Annotated in this window: 12 protein-coding genes and 1 riboswitch; of the genes, 5 read left to right on the plus strand and 7 right to left on the minus strand. The window is 45.5% G+C overall.

Annotated features, from left to right (window positions below; translation table 11 throughout):
- Positions 1 to 95: 95 nt before the first annotated feature.
- Complete coding sequence (locus tag MKY52_RS07290; RefSeq protein WP_042131791.1) at positions 96 to 425, plus strand: helix-turn-helix domain-containing protein; 330 nt, start codon at positions 96 to 98, stop codon at positions 423 to 425.
- 201 nt (positions 426 to 626) lie between these two features.
- Here MKY52_RS07290 and MKY52_RS07295 read toward each other — a convergent pair whose 3' ends face one another.
- Positions 627 to 782, minus strand: a complete 156-nt coding sequence (locus MKY52_RS07295; RefSeq protein ID WP_231573373.1) for an anti-repressor SinI family protein — start codon at positions 780 to 782, stop codon at positions 627 to 629.
- 26 nt (positions 783 to 808) lie between these two features.
- Positions 809 to 893: riboswitch (cyclic di-GMP riboswitch) on the minus strand.
- A 470-nt stretch (positions 894 to 1,363) separates the two neighbouring features.
- On the opposite strand from MKY52_RS07295, the gene MKY52_RS07300 reads away from it, so the two are divergent.
- Both MKY52_RS07300 and odhB read left to right on the plus strand, forming a co-directional pair.
- Entirely contained in the window at positions 1,364 to 4,231 is a 2,868-nt protein-coding gene (locus MKY52_RS07300) for a 2-oxoglutarate dehydrogenase E1 component (protein ID WP_042184285.1), read from the plus strand.
- Between the two features lie 52 nt (positions 4,232 to 4,283).
- Complete coding sequence (gene odhB, locus MKY52_RS07305; RefSeq protein WP_341050686.1) at positions 4,284 to 5,558, plus strand: 2-oxoglutarate dehydrogenase complex dihydrolipoyllysine-residue succinyltransferase; 1,275 nt, start codon at positions 4,284 to 4,286, stop codon at positions 5,556 to 5,558.
- A 404-nt stretch (positions 5,559 to 5,962) separates the two neighbouring features.
- Here odhB and MKY52_RS07310 read toward each other — a convergent pair whose 3' ends face one another.
- From MKY52_RS07310 to MKY52_RS07330, 5 genes are all read right to left on the minus strand, one after another.
- On the minus strand, positions 5,963 to 6,931 hold the full coding sequence (locus MKY52_RS07310) for a hypothetical protein (protein ID WP_341050687.1): 969 nt from the start codon (positions 6,929 to 6,931) through the stop codon (positions 5,963 to 5,965).
- A complete protein-coding gene (locus tag MKY52_RS07315; protein WP_341050688.1) occupies positions 6,892 to 7,500 on the minus strand; it encodes an RNA polymerase sigma factor in 609 nt (202 codons plus the stop codon). Before MKY52_RS07315 ends, MKY52_RS07310 begins: the two co-directional genes overlap by 40 nt.
- 334 nt (positions 7,501 to 7,834) lie before the next feature.
- Positions 7,835 to 9,091: an L-lactate MFS transporter gene (locus tag MKY52_RS07320; protein WP_341050689.1), complete on the minus strand. Its 1,257-nt coding sequence runs from the start codon at positions 9,089 to 9,091 to the stop codon at positions 7,835 to 7,837.
- 126 nt (positions 9,092 to 9,217) lie between these two features.
- Complete coding sequence (locus tag MKY52_RS07325) at positions 9,218 to 9,946, minus strand: LytR/AlgR family response regulator transcription factor (protein ID WP_341050690.1); 729 nt, start codon at positions 9,944 to 9,946, stop codon at positions 9,218 to 9,220.
- On the minus strand, positions 9,943 to 11,547 hold the full coding sequence (locus MKY52_RS07330) for a sensor histidine kinase (protein ID WP_341053354.1): 1,605 nt from the start codon (positions 11,545 to 11,547) through the stop codon (positions 9,943 to 9,945). The genes MKY52_RS07325 and MKY52_RS07330 overlap by 4 nt, the downstream gene beginning before the upstream one ends.
- Positions 11,548 to 11,809: 262 nt before the next feature.
- On the opposite strand from MKY52_RS07330, the gene MKY52_RS07335 reads away from it, so the two are divergent.
- Positions 11,810 to 12,325, plus strand: a complete 516-nt coding sequence (locus MKY52_RS07335; protein WP_149646368.1) for a nucleotidyltransferase family protein — start codon at positions 11,810 to 11,812, stop codon at positions 12,323 to 12,325.
- Positions 12,326 to 12,376: 51 nt separating this feature from the next.
- Here the strand turns inward: MKY52_RS07335 and MKY52_RS07340 are convergent, their stop codons facing one another.
- The gene (locus MKY52_RS07340) at positions 12,377 to 13,894 is read right to left on the minus strand and encodes a methyl-accepting chemotaxis protein (protein ID WP_341050692.1); all 1,518 of its coding nucleotides are present in this window, start codon (positions 13,892 to 13,894) and stop codon (positions 12,377 to 12,379) included.
- Positions 13,895 to 14,138: 244 nt separating this feature from the next.
- Here MKY52_RS07340 and MKY52_RS07345 point away from each other — a divergent pair, with 244 nt between their 5' ends.
- A complete protein-coding gene (locus tag MKY52_RS07345; RefSeq protein WP_341050693.1) occupies positions 14,139 to 15,233 on the plus strand; it encodes a GGDEF domain-containing protein in 1,095 nt (364 codons plus the stop codon).
- The last annotated feature ends 132 nt before the right edge of the window (positions 15,234 to 15,365 follow it).

Genomic DNA, 15,365 nt, shown 5'->3' on the forward strand with positions numbered 1-15,365 from the left:
GCTTTTCTCTTTACAATAAACTTTGTCGAATTTAATGATATTTGCTATACTAATAACAAAAATAACGGAGGGGCGTCAGCATAGTGCCACAAAATATGGGCCAACGTATCCAGCATCTCCGCCTAGAAAAGGGATTGTCCCTATCTGAGCTTGCGGACAGAGCGGATGTTGCTAAGTCGTATCTTAGCAATGTGGAGAGAAACATCCAATCCAATCCTTCAATCCAGTTTATCGAAAAGATCGCCGATGCGCTTCAGGTATCCATCCACGCTTTGCTCTATGGAGAACCTAATGATGCTGAGGAGTCACCTTTAGATTCGGAATGGTTCCGATTGGTGCAGGAAGCTATGGCCTCAGGCATAAGCAAACGCGAATTCAAGGAGTTTCTGGACTACCAGAAATGGCGCCTTGATCAGAAGGATTAATATTCCACCTGACCTGATAAGATCCTCTTCTACTCATACTATTAAACATAAACGCCTTCGCCCTCCTACCATGGACCGCGAAGGCGTTTGAATTCTAGCAGAATATAAGGACCAAGTCTGAAACTTATAGATTCTTATATAAAGAAAAAGAGCACAGCGATAACTCGCTGTGCTCTTTTGATATCTAATGCTCTGAATGTATCACTGCACGGCTTGCACAGTCTTCTCATGAAAGAAGCGACGAATTTCATCTGCCTTTATGCCAGCCTTCTTAGCTGCTAATAATAAATGGACCCACTCTACGTCTAGATCAATGACCTGCTGTTCTCTGTTGCTTCCCTGGTTGGACTTGTCCAAAAAATCTCCTCCTAAGATTTTAGTCCCCAGGCAATCCGGCTGTCATAGTATTTCTACCTTAGACCCGCGACTTTGTGCCCCTGCCTTTCGGCAGGTTTACCTTTTACTGGACCCTTTACACGAAAGGATCTACTTTGAATATATGAAAATCGCTAACTGCAATAACATTATACTATACTAAAGTGGAAAAGTGTGTCGATTTCTGATTAGTTTTTCCATTAAAAAACAAAAAATAGAAGCGCTTTTGTGCGATAACTTGTCCTTTTAACACGATACTCGTCCTATTCATAAAATTAATTAAGCCGATAGAATGATACTTCCTTCCCTATTAGTTAAAAATAAGGATATTAGAATCATTTTAGTGGGCCTTAGGAATGGGTAATGAGAAGAAACAGCGTTCTTTTCATTAGAACAAGCTAACCCATACCATTTTGCGAACGTATTGGACGAAAGAAAGAATTGATTACACGTGTGGAAAGTAGCACAATAAGATGAGAAATGAAACCGCAATCATCACAGCTCCAGTAAGCGTTGACACAAAATGTCACGTATGGAGTTCATCCGTTAAGGAGGATGTATTCATGGCAGCCAAAGAGCCCTATAACGAATCCATTTGGAGTAAGTATTACGGACCCAATTTAGGCTACATTCAAGAAAGATATGAACAGTTTGTGAAAGATCCTTCCACCGTAGAGAATAATTATCGCGAGCTTTTTACAAATTCGGGTCCCCCACCCCTAACACCGGATAGCGAACCGGCTCCACAGCCTCGCATTTCGGGAGACACCGAATGGCTTAGAAAGGCAGTAAGAGCTTCCAAGCTAATCGCTAATATTCGTATATATGGCCATATGGCCGCTGATATTGATCCGCTTGAGCGCGATCACAATCCCATGGCTAAATATCTTGAACTCGAAACCTATGAGCTGACTCGTGAGGATCTGCTCGCACTACCTGCCACGCTCATTTGGGAGAATGCGCCGAATGATGTGCATACCGGATGGGATGCAGTTCAGCGTATGCGTCAGGCTTACACCAAGACAATCGCCTATGAATTCGGGCATGTGCATGAAGAACAAGAACTGAAATGGTTGAACAGACAGGCAGAATCCACAAGCTCACCAGCGCCTTTAAATAATGCAGAACGTAAAGAGCTGCTAAACCGCCTGATCCAAGTAGAGCAATTCGAAACCTTCCTTCACAAAACCTTTGTGGGTCAGAAGCGTTTCAGCTTGGAAGGCAATGACGCTCTCGTACCGATGCTGGATGAAATCGTACGCGCTGCTGCGCATGACGGCGCAGAGCATATTCTGATGGGCATGGCGCATCGTGGTCGCCTCAACGTTCTTGCACATATTTTGGGCAAACCTTATGACATTATATTTTCAGAGTTTCATCATTCTCCGAACAAGGAGCTTTTCCCTTCCGAAGGCTCTACAGGCATTAACTATGGCTGGACGGGTGATGTGAAATACCATCTGGGTGCAGACCGCGCTGTCCGTGAAGGAGAAACCGTACGCACAAGAATAACACTAGCGAATAATCCAAGTCACTTGGAATTCGTCAATCCTGTCGTGGAAGGCTTCACTCGTGCTGCTCAAGAAGATCGGAGCACAGCCGGATTGCCGAAGATTGATACCAGTAAAGCTATGGCGGTACTGATGCATGGCGATGCTGCTTTTCCAGGTGAAGGGATTGTTGCAGAAACACTTAATATTGGCAAACTTCAAGGTTATCAGAATGGCGGGACGATCCATATCATTGTTAATAACCGGATCGGCTTTACGACAGAAAGCGAAGACTCCCGTTCAACGCATTATGCGAGTGACATCGCCAAAGGATATGAAATTCCAATTATCCATGTCAATGCTGATGATCCTGAGGCCTGTATATCAGCAGTTCGTTTAGCTAGTGCATATCGCAATCAATTCAAAAAGGATTTCGTTATTGATCTCATCGGCTATCGTCGTCATGGACATAACGAAATGGATGATCCTGAAACTACACAACCTATCGTGTACGGTAAGGTACGCAATCATCCAACCGTTTACAAGGTGTATGCGGAGCGGCTACAGCGTGAAAAAATTCTTACAGCTGAAGATGTACAAAAGATGCACGTTGAAACAGAAGGCGTATTGCAACGTGCGTACGATAGTATGAAGGAAGGCAATCACAAGAAAAAAGAACCAAAAGCCTTCATTCCTCTTCATACAGATCGCTCAGCGGCAGGCACTACAGCCGTACCGATCTCCAGTCTGCAAGAGATTAATCGTGAGCTACTGAGCGTACCTGATGGATTCCAAGTCTATCCGAAACTGGAGCGAATTCTGCAGCGTCGCAAGGACGCACTGAATGAGGGTGAAAAGGTCGACTGGGCACTCGCTGAGTCCCTCGCCTTCGCAACCATCCTGAAGGATGGAACGCCAATTCGACTTAGCGGTCAGGATGCACAGCGCGGCACCTTCGCACACCGCCATCTGGTGCTGCACGACAGCAAGACAGGAGAATTATTCTCTCCGCTTCATCAGCTAAGTAATTCTCGCGCTTCCTTTGGCGTATATAACAGTCCGCTATCTGAAGCTTCTGTGCTAGGCTTTGAGTATGGTTATAATGTGTTCGCACCAGAAACCTTCGTCATCTGGGAAGCGCAATATGGCGACTTCGCCAATGCAGGTCAGGTTATATTTGATCAGTTCATTGCCGCAGGACGTGCGAAATGGACGCAGCGCAGCAATCTCGTCGTCATGTTACCGCATGGCTACGAGGGACAGGGACCCGAGCATTCTAGTGGTAGATTGGAACGCTTCCTACAGTTATCCGCGGAAGAGAACTGGACCGTTGCTAACTTGACCACTGCTTCTCAATATTTCCATGTCTTGCGACGCCAAGCTGCTTTATGTGGACAGGAAGACGCTAAACCACTGGTGATTATGACGCCGAAGAGTCTCATTCGTAATCCGCGCAGCACATCTGCCGGAACTGAGCTCGCTTCCGGACAATTCCAGCCTGTGCTAGCAGAGCCCCTACTAGGCCAGAAGCCAGGTGAGGTCAAACGTCTAGTAGTCTGCAGCGGTAAAGTAGCTATCGACATCCAAACAGAGCTAGAAGCTGCTTCAGACAAAGATTGGTCATGGCTACATGTACTGCGCTTAGAGCAACTCTATCCGTTCCCAGAACATGAACTGAGTGCTCACTTAAGCTCCTTCACATCCCTTCAGGAAATTGTCTGGGTGCAAGAAGAGCCGAAGAATATGGGCGGATGGAGTTATACCGAACCTCGGTTACGGGCCATCGCACCGCAAAACACTAGCGTGAGATATATCGGACGTCCTGAACGTTCCAGTCCTGCGAGTGGTTATGCAGATGTTCATAGCTTTGAACAGCGTAGAATTGTTTCAGAGGCCCTAAAAGCAAATTCACAAGTACAAACAGCTGTACCGTCCTCTTAAGAGGACGGTATCACAATAGCGTAAACCATTATGTTTGGGGAGGTAACGGCCTGTGTCAGAAATCTTAGTACCCGATCTGGGAGAATCTATATCCGAAGGAACCATCTACAAATGGCTGGTTAAAGAAGGCGACACGGTAGGTCAAGGTGATGTGCTTGCTGAGTTAGAAACGGATAAAGTCAATTTAGAAATTAGTGCGGAGGTGGAGGGTGTCATCTCCTCCATCCTACGTCAAGCGGGCGAGAACGTAGCCGTTGGCGAAGCCATCGGCATCATTGGAGCCGCTAGCGGCAGTTCACCGCAGGCCGCTGAGAGCAAAGCGCCTGAAGCGGCACCGGCAAGCGGCAGCGCAGCAGCCGCACCTGTAGCAGCGCCCGAAGTCGCTGTAGCGGGTGGCGAAAGCCCCGCTGCACTGGCATCGCCGGGCGCACGCAAGCTGGCACGGGAGCGCGGCATCGACCTCGGCGATGTTAGCGCCCGTGATCCTATCGGCCGGATTGGTCAGGCCGATGTGTCGGGTCATGGTGCAGCAGCGCCACAGGCCGCTGCACCGGTAGCTCCGGCGGCACAAGTCAAGCCGGAGCCAGCGAAGCCGGCAGCGAGCAAAGCCGCGCCGGAGGATGGCAAGAACGTGGAGCGCAAGCGCATGTCGCGCAGACGGCTCACGATTGCCAGCCGCTTGGTAGAAGCGCAGCAGACCGCAGCCATGCTGACCACCTTCAACGAGGTGGACATGACAGCGATCCTCGACATCCGCAAGCGCCGCAAGGATGCTTTTAAAGAGAAGCATGAAGTAGGACTAGGCTTCATGTCCTTCTTCACCAAAGCCGTGATCGGTGCGCTGAAGACCTACCCACTGCTGAACGCAGAGATTGACGGTGAAGATCTGGTTGTTAAGAAATTCTACGATATCGGTATTGCCGTTGCTGCTAAGGAAGGTCTGGTGGTTCCGGTTGTCCGTGACGCAGATCGCCTCAGCTTCCCGGAAATCGAACGTCAAATTGGCGAACTCGCTTCCAAGGCACGCGCTAATACACTTAGTCTCTCCGAGCTTCAAGGCGGTACGTTCACTATCACCAACGGCGGTGTATTCGGTTCCCTATTATCCACCCCGATTCTGAATACCCCTCAAGTAGGTATTCTAGGGATGCATAAGATTCAATTGCGTCCAATTGCGCTGGACGAAGAAAGAACCGTTAACCGCCCAATGATGTATATCGCCCTTTCCTACGATCACCGGATCGTTGACGGCTCTGAAGCGGTTAGCTTCCTCGTCAAAGTGAAGGAATTGCTGGAAGATCCAGAAGCACTGCTGCTGGAAGGCTAACCCTGATCGATCTTTCGAATTAAGAATATAAAGAAGGTATCCCTAAAGCTTCGCATTAGGGATACCTTCTTTTATATCTGAATCAACTTTTGAGATGAAGTATTTCATAAGTACAAGGTGAATCATGAATCCTTAGGATAGAAAGTCCGGCGTTGTCGGGAATGCTTCCTACCTTGCATATGATCTAACTGTATTTTATACACTTATTTATTTCTGATCTCCCATATCCTCTTCCTTAATTGCATTCTCTACAACTAAAATCCGTAAAAACGTTTATTTCCACTAATCTAACCAGCAATAGCTGTATTAAATACAACTACAGGGCTTATATAAACGTATTAGTTAACTTAAAATTGTACAAAGTACAACTAACTTAGCGCATGCAACTACAAAACTACAAGAATCTACTTCAGCAGCTCCCCAGCCACCTGCAGAAATTGCTCCTTGGTCAAAATCTTATCTCCGTAGCTGCTGAGTGTATAATACGCATCCTGCTTCTCGTTATACCAATTCAGATAATCGTAGCTGACCTCTTCCTTCACTACTTTGTTATAGATCACTTCTGTGCCTGCCACCATAATCTTATCCGCTTGATTCTCCGGTTCTTGCTCCACAAACACTTTCCCGCCATGCATGATCGATGCAGAGATACCTATATAAGCGTTATCTTTGGAATAAGTAGCGCTTATCCAACCGGGCTCCGACCACGGTATAGCCATCATGAATAACTTACCGCTCCCCTTCTCTTTATTAGCTTGGACAGTAAGATCTTGTAAAGTCTCCTGATATAGAGAACTGTTCTTCTCCGCATCCGTAGTCGGATGATTAGGGTTTATAACCCCATATTCAAAAGCATACCCTGCTGCCAATGAAGGAAGCATCGGCGCCCCTGTCCGTTTGATTTCCTTCAAAAAATCAGAATATGCGCCTATCCGCTGCTCTTTATACTTAAAGGACAATTCTGTTGCCAAGGCTGCTGCACCTGCATTATTGTTCACAAGATAGGCGATCAATTCTCCCGGTTTAGCGAAAGCATCTACTTTCTGTGCATACTTATCATAGGAGGCTACTCCTGCAGATTCATTCGGCGCAACATGCTGAACCTTCACTACGCCTTCACTATTGCGGATCTGTATATATTCCGATGCAGCATAAGCTGTCACTGAGATCATCAGGAACAAGGCTAACATACTGGCAATTGCCGTTGTTCTATTCATCGTCTTCAGCGAGAGCGAGAACGATCGCTTTCGATCTGATATGCCACGGATATGTCCCATAACCTTCTCTTCTACATCGATCTCACCCAGATGTTCATTGCCGGCTGAGGCATACATTACATCTCGGTATTCATCGCTGATTGTGGTTCGTTCCATCTGATCTCCTCCTCCAATTTCATAGCTTCCTGCACCCTCCGCTTGATCCGGTTCATTCTCTTCGTCAGTGCATTGGGACTGACCCCAAGAATTTCGCTTATCTCCGTATAAGTTTTTTCCTCGAACACCCGCAGAATAAGCATATTCCTCTCTTCCAGCGACAACTGCGCTAAAGCGGCTGACAATGAGGGATTAAACAACCGATCATCCAGCTCTTGTTCCGGACTTGCAGACATAAAATCAGGCTTGAAGATACTCATGACTCGCTTTTGCAAGCGCCGTCTGCGCAGCAGGTTTAAGCAATGATGATACGCGATTCGATAGAGCCATGCCGAGAAATGCATCTGCGACTTGTATTGATGGATAGATTGATAGCCTTTTACCAAAACATCCTGAACTGCGTCCTCCGCATCCTGCTTGTTTTCTAACAAACGATAGCAATAGCGGTAGATTGGCGTTTGGAAAGCTCTAACGATAAAAGCATACCGTTCGATATTGCCCTTTTGAATACTAATGATTAACTCTTCCAGCTCCTTTGGGTCTAGCGAATCCTGTGGCGTTGTAAGCACCTCCTTAACCTTTATATCTTCTATAACACTTGGGCAGCGAAAAAAGTGCCTATGTAAACCGAACTATTCTCCCAAATTCACTCCAATTATACACATGTAGAGGTTAATAAGAGCTATACAGTCCGTGACTCTAGCAGAATGAGCCAAAAATCAATAATAGCTGCAATACGGACCGTGTTTCTGTAATATTCTCCAATGAGTAATTCATTCTGAATTCAGATCACCTTAGTTTTTTTGTTTCACACGCTCCACGGACTACTGCCCGCCAATAGAAAAAAGACGTACAACTGTTGTCAGTTTGTACGTCTTTGTTTAATTTATTGTCTTTTTACCTTTAAGCCGTCCGTTCTGTAGCTTTGAGGCGCAAGGCTTTCTTCTCATTCTCTTTCACTTTCTCCACCGGCGGTTTCAGTGAAATTGCGATGATGCAGGCCAGCAGACACAAGAGACCAAAGATCACGAAAGTAGGTTTAAACCCGCCTAGGAAGACGGCGATGAACGAACCCGAAAGGGCACCGATACCAAAACCTTGATATACGATTCCATAGTTCTTACTGTGGTTCTTAAGTCCAAAGAAGTCACTGACAATCGCCGGAAATACTGTAATGTTACCCCCGAAGCAGAACGCAATGGCTGCTACACAAGTGAAGAACAGTCCGAAGTTTAGCGTTGCATAGCTAAGGGTCAACATAGCGGCTGCCGTTACAGCAAGTGAAGCACCTACCAGCTTCAATCGGCTCATTTTGTCAGACAAGGCACCCAAGATCAAACGTCCTGCTGTATTAAAAATTGCGATCATCGCTACGGCATTAGCTGCCGTCTGTACATCAAGTCCAGCCAGTTGCACACCGATGTCTTTTACAATACCGATCAAATACAAACCACACATACAAGCGGTAAAGAAAATAATGAACAACAGATAAGCTTCTTTCGTGCGTAGCATTTCTTTTACCGTGTAGTCTTTTGGTTTAGCGATAGTCGAAGTTGATGTTACACCCAGTGATGCCGCTTGTACTGGAGCTTCTCTGACGAGTAAGGAACCGATTACAATCATCACCATAACAATCATGCCCCAATACATAAACGTATTAGACACACCCACCGAGTCGATCAAACTACCATTGATATATTTAAAAATCAAACTTCCCGTTCCGTAAGCACCCACGGACACACCGGAGATTAAGCCTTTATTATTCGGAAACCATTTAATTAAGTTAGATAATGAAGTGATATAAGCTGTTCCGTCTGCAAAACCAACGATTACACCAGCCAATACATAGAACATTAGAAGCGAATTCGCCTGAGAGCTAAGAATCAATCCTAGACCAAGCACAATCCCTGCGGCGGCAGTTAACCGACGAAGACCAAAACGATCCTGCAATTTCCCTGCGAACAAAGTCGCAAAAGCGAGTGCAAAGCTCGTGATCGAAAACGTAATCGAAACAGAATTAAGCTCCCACCCGAATTTTGTTACCAGATGTGCATTGAACAAGCTCCATGTATAAATGGTACCTAGACCCATCTGCATAATTACTGTTCCTAATACGATAAGCCACCGTTTGGCGTTTTTGTTGTCCATCGTCGAAGTCATGGTCTATTCCTTCTTTCCCTCTCGTGATCTGCTACAAGAGCTTCTATTGCCTCTTTATTGTAGCTAAACCAGCGGATGTTGAGAGAAATCTGGCATGAGATGACGAAAATGAAGAATGAACTGCATTTATAGGCGCATGATCTGCCTGAATTCCTTTACCTTGCTTCGACTTACCGGCACCTCAAACTCCAAATCATGCAGGCGCAGCAAGTATGTATTGTTGAACCAAGGGATGATTTCCTTGATTTTGGAGAGGTTAACGATATAGGAACGATGGCAGCGAAAAAAACGATCCTCCGGCAGTCGATTATAAAAATCGCTGATGCTGAGCGCCATACTATATTCCTCACCTTTAGTTATTACGCTCGTACTTTTCTCTTGTGCGGAGGCATAATAAATATCATCAGCATTCACTACGATAATCTTTTCATTTTTCCACAGATTCACCTTATCACTTACTGGATTACGTTCCTCTTCCCCCTGTCTTCCGCGAGCAGCGAACGCCCCCTCTAGCTTGTGCAGCATAGCCTTAATGCGAACCTCACTGTAGGGTTTAAGAATATAGTCAAACGCTTCAATCTCAAACGCCTCGGCGGCATGCTCCTTATACGCAGTAATAAACACTATATAAGGTTTTACCGAGAATCTGCTAATATTCTGAGCCAGCAGTACTCCGTCGATCGAGGGAATGTTAATGTCCAGGAAAATCACATCTACCGTCTCAACCTGTAAAAATTTGAGTGCATCCAGCCCATCTTCAAATTGTGCGGCAATGTCGATTCCGCTATGAGTCTCTATTAAATAAGTCAGTTCCTGTCTCGCTAGCTCTTCATCCTCCACGATAATTGCTCTCATAGGTCCTCCTTTTTGACATCAAAATAAATGTTCGTCCCTTTATCGAGCCTCTGAATCGTAAGACCAGTTCCATAGATGAGCTTGACCCGTTGATGTACATTAAACAGTCCGATCTTATTCTCCGGCATATCGCCAGCATAGACCTTCTCTATGGTTTCTTCGCTGATGCCAGCTCCGGTATCCCGAATGCCAACTCGTACATTATCACCTTGATCTTTTACAGAAATCGTTACGGTTCCAGTCCCTCGTACCTTCAGTATGCCATGTATAATCGCATTCTCTACAAGCGGCTGAATGATTAGACTCGGAATCCGAACCTGAACCTCATCAATATCATAGAGGACATTAAGCCGGCTTCCGAAGCGCGCTTTTTCAATCTCTACGTATTGTTGAACCTGTTGCAGCTCGCGCTTAATATCAATGAATTCATCCGTCAGCTCCAGATTGTATCTCATATAGCCGGACAGATTCACGATCAGCTCGCGCGCCTTATCCGGGTTAATCCGAATCGAGGACGCAATTGCGTTCAGCGCATTGAACAGAAAGTGTGGGTTAATGCTTGTCTGCAGCGCCTTTAGCTCTGCTTTGTTCGCCATTTCTTTAATGCCCTCAACCCGCGATACCTCCATTAGTGTAGAGATCATTTGCGACAATCCTACAGCCATAGCTTGTAGAGAATAAGTGATCTTGTGGGCTCTGGTGTAATAGATTTTGAGCGCTCCCGTCACTTCGCCTTTTTCCTTCAATGGAATAATAATCAGCGATTTAATCTCCGGATTCACATAATCACTATCGTCGTTACGGATCGTAATTTCACCACTGGACAACGTGACCTTAGTTTCTTCACTTATAATTTCATTGGTCGTAGTATAGTCCTCTTCCCCAACACCAACGTAAGCGAGAATAAGTCTTGTATCCGAAATAGCTACAGCGTCTGCACCGATATCTTCTTTGATAATTTGGCAGATGGTACGAAGCGACTCGGGATTAATATTGCGAAAATAAGGCAAGGTCTTATTGGCAATATCCAGTGCCAGCTTGGACTGCTTCGCCGCAATCCGTTCCTTTTCACCTTCCACACTCTGCACTAGCATGACAATCAGACCGACACTAATCTGGCTCATAATCATCGGAAAAGCAATTTTGGACACGATATCCACACCCAGCGACGACGGTTCGGCCATCACTAGTATGAGCAGCATCGTCAGGGCTTCACAGGCCATCCCGGCCAAAATACCGGCCATCCAGCGACGTTCACCAGAAGTGCGGCGGTATATTACCCCTGACACAATCCCTGCGGTAATACTCGTAATCAGACAAGGAAGAGAGGTTACCCCTCCGATATCAATTAAAAAACGGTGAACCCCTGAGATGATGCCTGTTATGAGTCCTACCCATGGCCCGAACAAAATCCCACCAGACACGATGGCGATAATTCGCACATTCACAAGCGAGCCTTCCACATTAATGCCACTATAGGTACCGAAGATGGCGAATAAACTGAAGATCGTCGTCGCTATGGCAAGCTCCTGCGGGGCGTAGGTTCCTTTTTGAAAAATCTCTTTAAACCGCGGCAGACGAGTCAGCACGAACAGACACATCAGCAGTAGTGCAGCTCTTTCGAATAATTGCAGTAATATCGTAAACGTATATTGCACGGTCTCCGCCTCCAAAGGACTAGATGTCGACTTATTATAAAGATAGTTCATGCCTCTGTCCATTCAGCCTATCCTTTAATACCTCTATTGAAACTCTTGTTGTATGATATGAACAGAATAAAAGCATACATATACGGAGGTGGGCGGATTGCAAAACTTAGAACACGAGGCAGATATCATACAGCTTGTACAAAATGATCCCTGGATGATGGACATATTAGAAAATGCTAGATCGCTGCAGTTACCTGACTGGTGGGTTTGCGCTGGCTTTGTGCGTGCAAAAATTTGGGATACCCTTCATGGCTTCGAAGAACGGACACCTTTGCCAGATGTTGATGTTATTTATTATGACGACAGCAATCTTCAAGAGGAAGTGGAGAAGGATTGGGAGGCGAAGCTAAGAGATTTAAACCCCAATGTTCCCTGGTCTGTTAAAAATGAAGCAAGAATGCATACCGTCAATCAACTTCCACCTTATACATCAGCTGTTGATGCGATATCCAAGTTTCCGGAAACCGCCACAGCGCTTGGACTCTCCCTAGATCCATCAGGTAAAATCATCCTAGTCGCTCCACACGGAATTTCCGATGTTATTCATGTAGTATTACGACCTACCCCACATTTTACTGAAAACCCGAGCTTACTCCCTATTTATGAACAACGTGTTATTAAAAAGAACTGGCAGGCGACGTGGAAACAGTTGCAGATCAGCACTACCTAAAATAACAAAAAGCAAGCCCCCAATATAGCAGGGCTTGCTTTTCTGGTTTTATTACACCGCCAAATCGATACCAACTACACCAACGACATCTCCCTGACGATTCTTAATCGCTCTGGATAATGTAACACAAGAACGCTTCGTAATCGCTGATACATAAGGCTTCGAGACATATTCACCTTCATTTATGGCCCCATTCCACCAATCACGTCGCTTGGCATTCAAGAGGCCAGCCGCTGGCTCAGAATAGATAAAGGTCCCATCTGTCCGATTGGACCAAATGGCTTGTACATCCGGAATTTTTTTAATGTAAGAGGTCAAAACACCTTGATGAACTTCAGTATCCGGGTCGTACAGTTCTTCCTTAGCTGAAATTGTCTCCAAGAGACTCTGCATTTCTTGAAGCCGGGCTGCATATTGGCTCATCTCGATTTCTTCTCGGGCTGCTATGCTGGTAACCGATTGCTGCAACGATTGCGACTCCGCTAACAGATTAGCGCTGACTTCGTTCAGCTGCCCGATCTGGCTCCGCTGCCGTGTCACTTGTTCCAGTGTAAGATCGACATTGGCAATCGTCTCATTCACGATAGCCACTGCCCCACTCAGCTCCGTCGTCACTTCAACAATCAGCTTGCTCTGCTTCGCGGTAGCATCGATTGTTTCTGTTACGGCGCTGCCTACCTCATCGACTCTCGACGCGATATCATCGAGTCGAAGCTTCACAGTGCCAACCTCGTTCACCCCGCGTTCCACTGAAGCTTGCTCTTTCGTCACGGATTCCAGCACCTGCTGTACTCCGTTATTAATGTCGAGCAAGATGCCAGAGGAACAGTCTACCGAGCTCTTGCTTTGATCAGCCAGCTGCCGAATCCGGCTGGCTACCACCGCAAATCCGCGGCCCTGTTCCCCGGCCCGGGCCGCTTCTATGGAAGCATTAAGCGCTAGCAGTGAGGTCTCATCCACAATTCCGTTAATAAGCGTATTGATCTCTTCTACCATCGCAATATGATTACTCAAGATAGTAAACTTAGCTAACATGTCCCCGCTCTGCATCTGTAAATCCTTCATCACAGCATCTGCGATGCTCAAGGAATCAACCATGGTTGTCATTCCTTGACGAGCATATTTCATATTTGACCCCAGTCTCTCCGTCAACTCTTCGATATGTGCGGTAACGGATGCTACTCCGCCCATTGTCTGATAAGCACCTTCAATATTAGCTTTAGCTTCGTTACTGCGAATCCGCAAATCCATCTCATATTCATGTGAATAATCTGCTGTCCGTTGCAGCTCTTCTGTATGACGACTGATTTCTTCGAGTGCACCATGCAGTCGGTCCGACGTAACTACAATCTCATTGCCAAGCAGCTCCACTTTACTATTAGCTTCCTTCAGCAGCACTTCTTTCCGATAACCGTAGCGGGACAAATTTAGCAGGACCCAGACTAGAGAAGCCATAAGCAGGATGATTACCAGCTTATGAATCCAGAACATGTCTATCAACAAACTGTAAACACTGACAAGGAGCAAAAGGACGACTACAAAAATCTGGCTAAGGCGAATCTGCATCATTATTCCCACTCCACTCGATTGATGTTATGTATTCTAACATTATATCAGCAGAGTTAATTAAAGGAAATACTTTCTATACTATTCCTTTTCGATCAGTCTTTCCACACGCAAATCCATATCCCTGGAGGACCTACACCAACGTAACCGTAATATACGAATATATTTGGAGATAATTGGTGGAGAGGGAATCCGTAATTATTGTCGAATATATAAGCATATTGCCACTGGAAAAGAGGAACACATTATGCATACTACATCTCAAACTCCTCGTCAGACCCATTGGAATCGTGTGCTCCTCAATGCATTCTGGATCATCCTGATTGTGGATTTAAGTATTCGTATGTTTATTTCTCTATGCTCATGGGATCAACATTCGGATACCTTAACCATGGGAGAGTTTATTGTACAGTCGCTGATTCCTGATTCGATCATAGTGACTTTGATCATTATTCTGGAGTGTATCTATAGATGGAAACCCCTCTGGTCCGAGCTTGCTATTACAGTAGCGAGCCATTTATTTGCGCTTCTGTTGATCATCAATCTCAATGATGAACTGTATGTCACGTCATTAATTATGCTGCTGCCGCTGCTTGTATCCATGATCTATATGAAATCTAGTTATATGATAGTCTCTTCTGCTGTTTGTCTACTGTACACGATCATTTTATTCATCAACGCATCTAATCACGGGTACGTACCCATCACCCAAACTATCATTATTGTTCTTATTTTTGCTGCTACTGCTTTAGCAGGCTTTGCAGTCATCGGTCGTGGGCGTGATTTGATGCGATCGCTGGAGAACTCCGTAAAGTCAGAACAGGAATTACGCATTCAGAATATAATCATGGACCGGCTATCCAAGATCGATCCGCTGACGGATCTTTATAATCATAAGACGTTTTATGAATACTTAGGATGGCTGATCGATCATCAGCAGAGTAATCCATTTCCCATGCAGCTAGCCGTTATGGATATCGACAACTTCAAAAAAGTAAATGATTCCTATGGGCACTCCGTTGGAGATATCGTATTGCAAAAGGTTGCAGCGATCCTCCTCGAACATGTCGGACCTGATGATTTCGCGGCTCGCTATGGCGGAGAAGAATTTGTCGTCATTCTGACTTCTAAAACCCTTGATCATTCTCATGAGATTATGAAGCGTATTCTTACGTCCATCTCCGATACCCATTTTGCGGAAATGAACGGTACAAGCATAACCGTCAGTATCGGTATGCATGATTTCGGAGGTTCAGATTCCAAGAATTCTACATTTCAGAAGGCAGATGATGCACTTTACGAGGCTAAGAACACGGGGAAGAATAAAATCGTAATCAGCTAAAGACCGAACACAAGCAAAAACGCCTTCGACGTCCCTAATGGACGGTAAGCGTTTATGCGAGAAATATAAGGAAAAATATATAGCGTGAAACTTATAAATTCTTATATTTGAACAAATAAGCCCACGGATCTT

This window comes from Paenibacillus sp. FSL P4-0184, assembly GCF_038004625.1.
Classification (GTDB): Bacteria; Bacillota; Bacilli; order Paenibacillales; family Paenibacillaceae; genus Paenibacillus_AQ.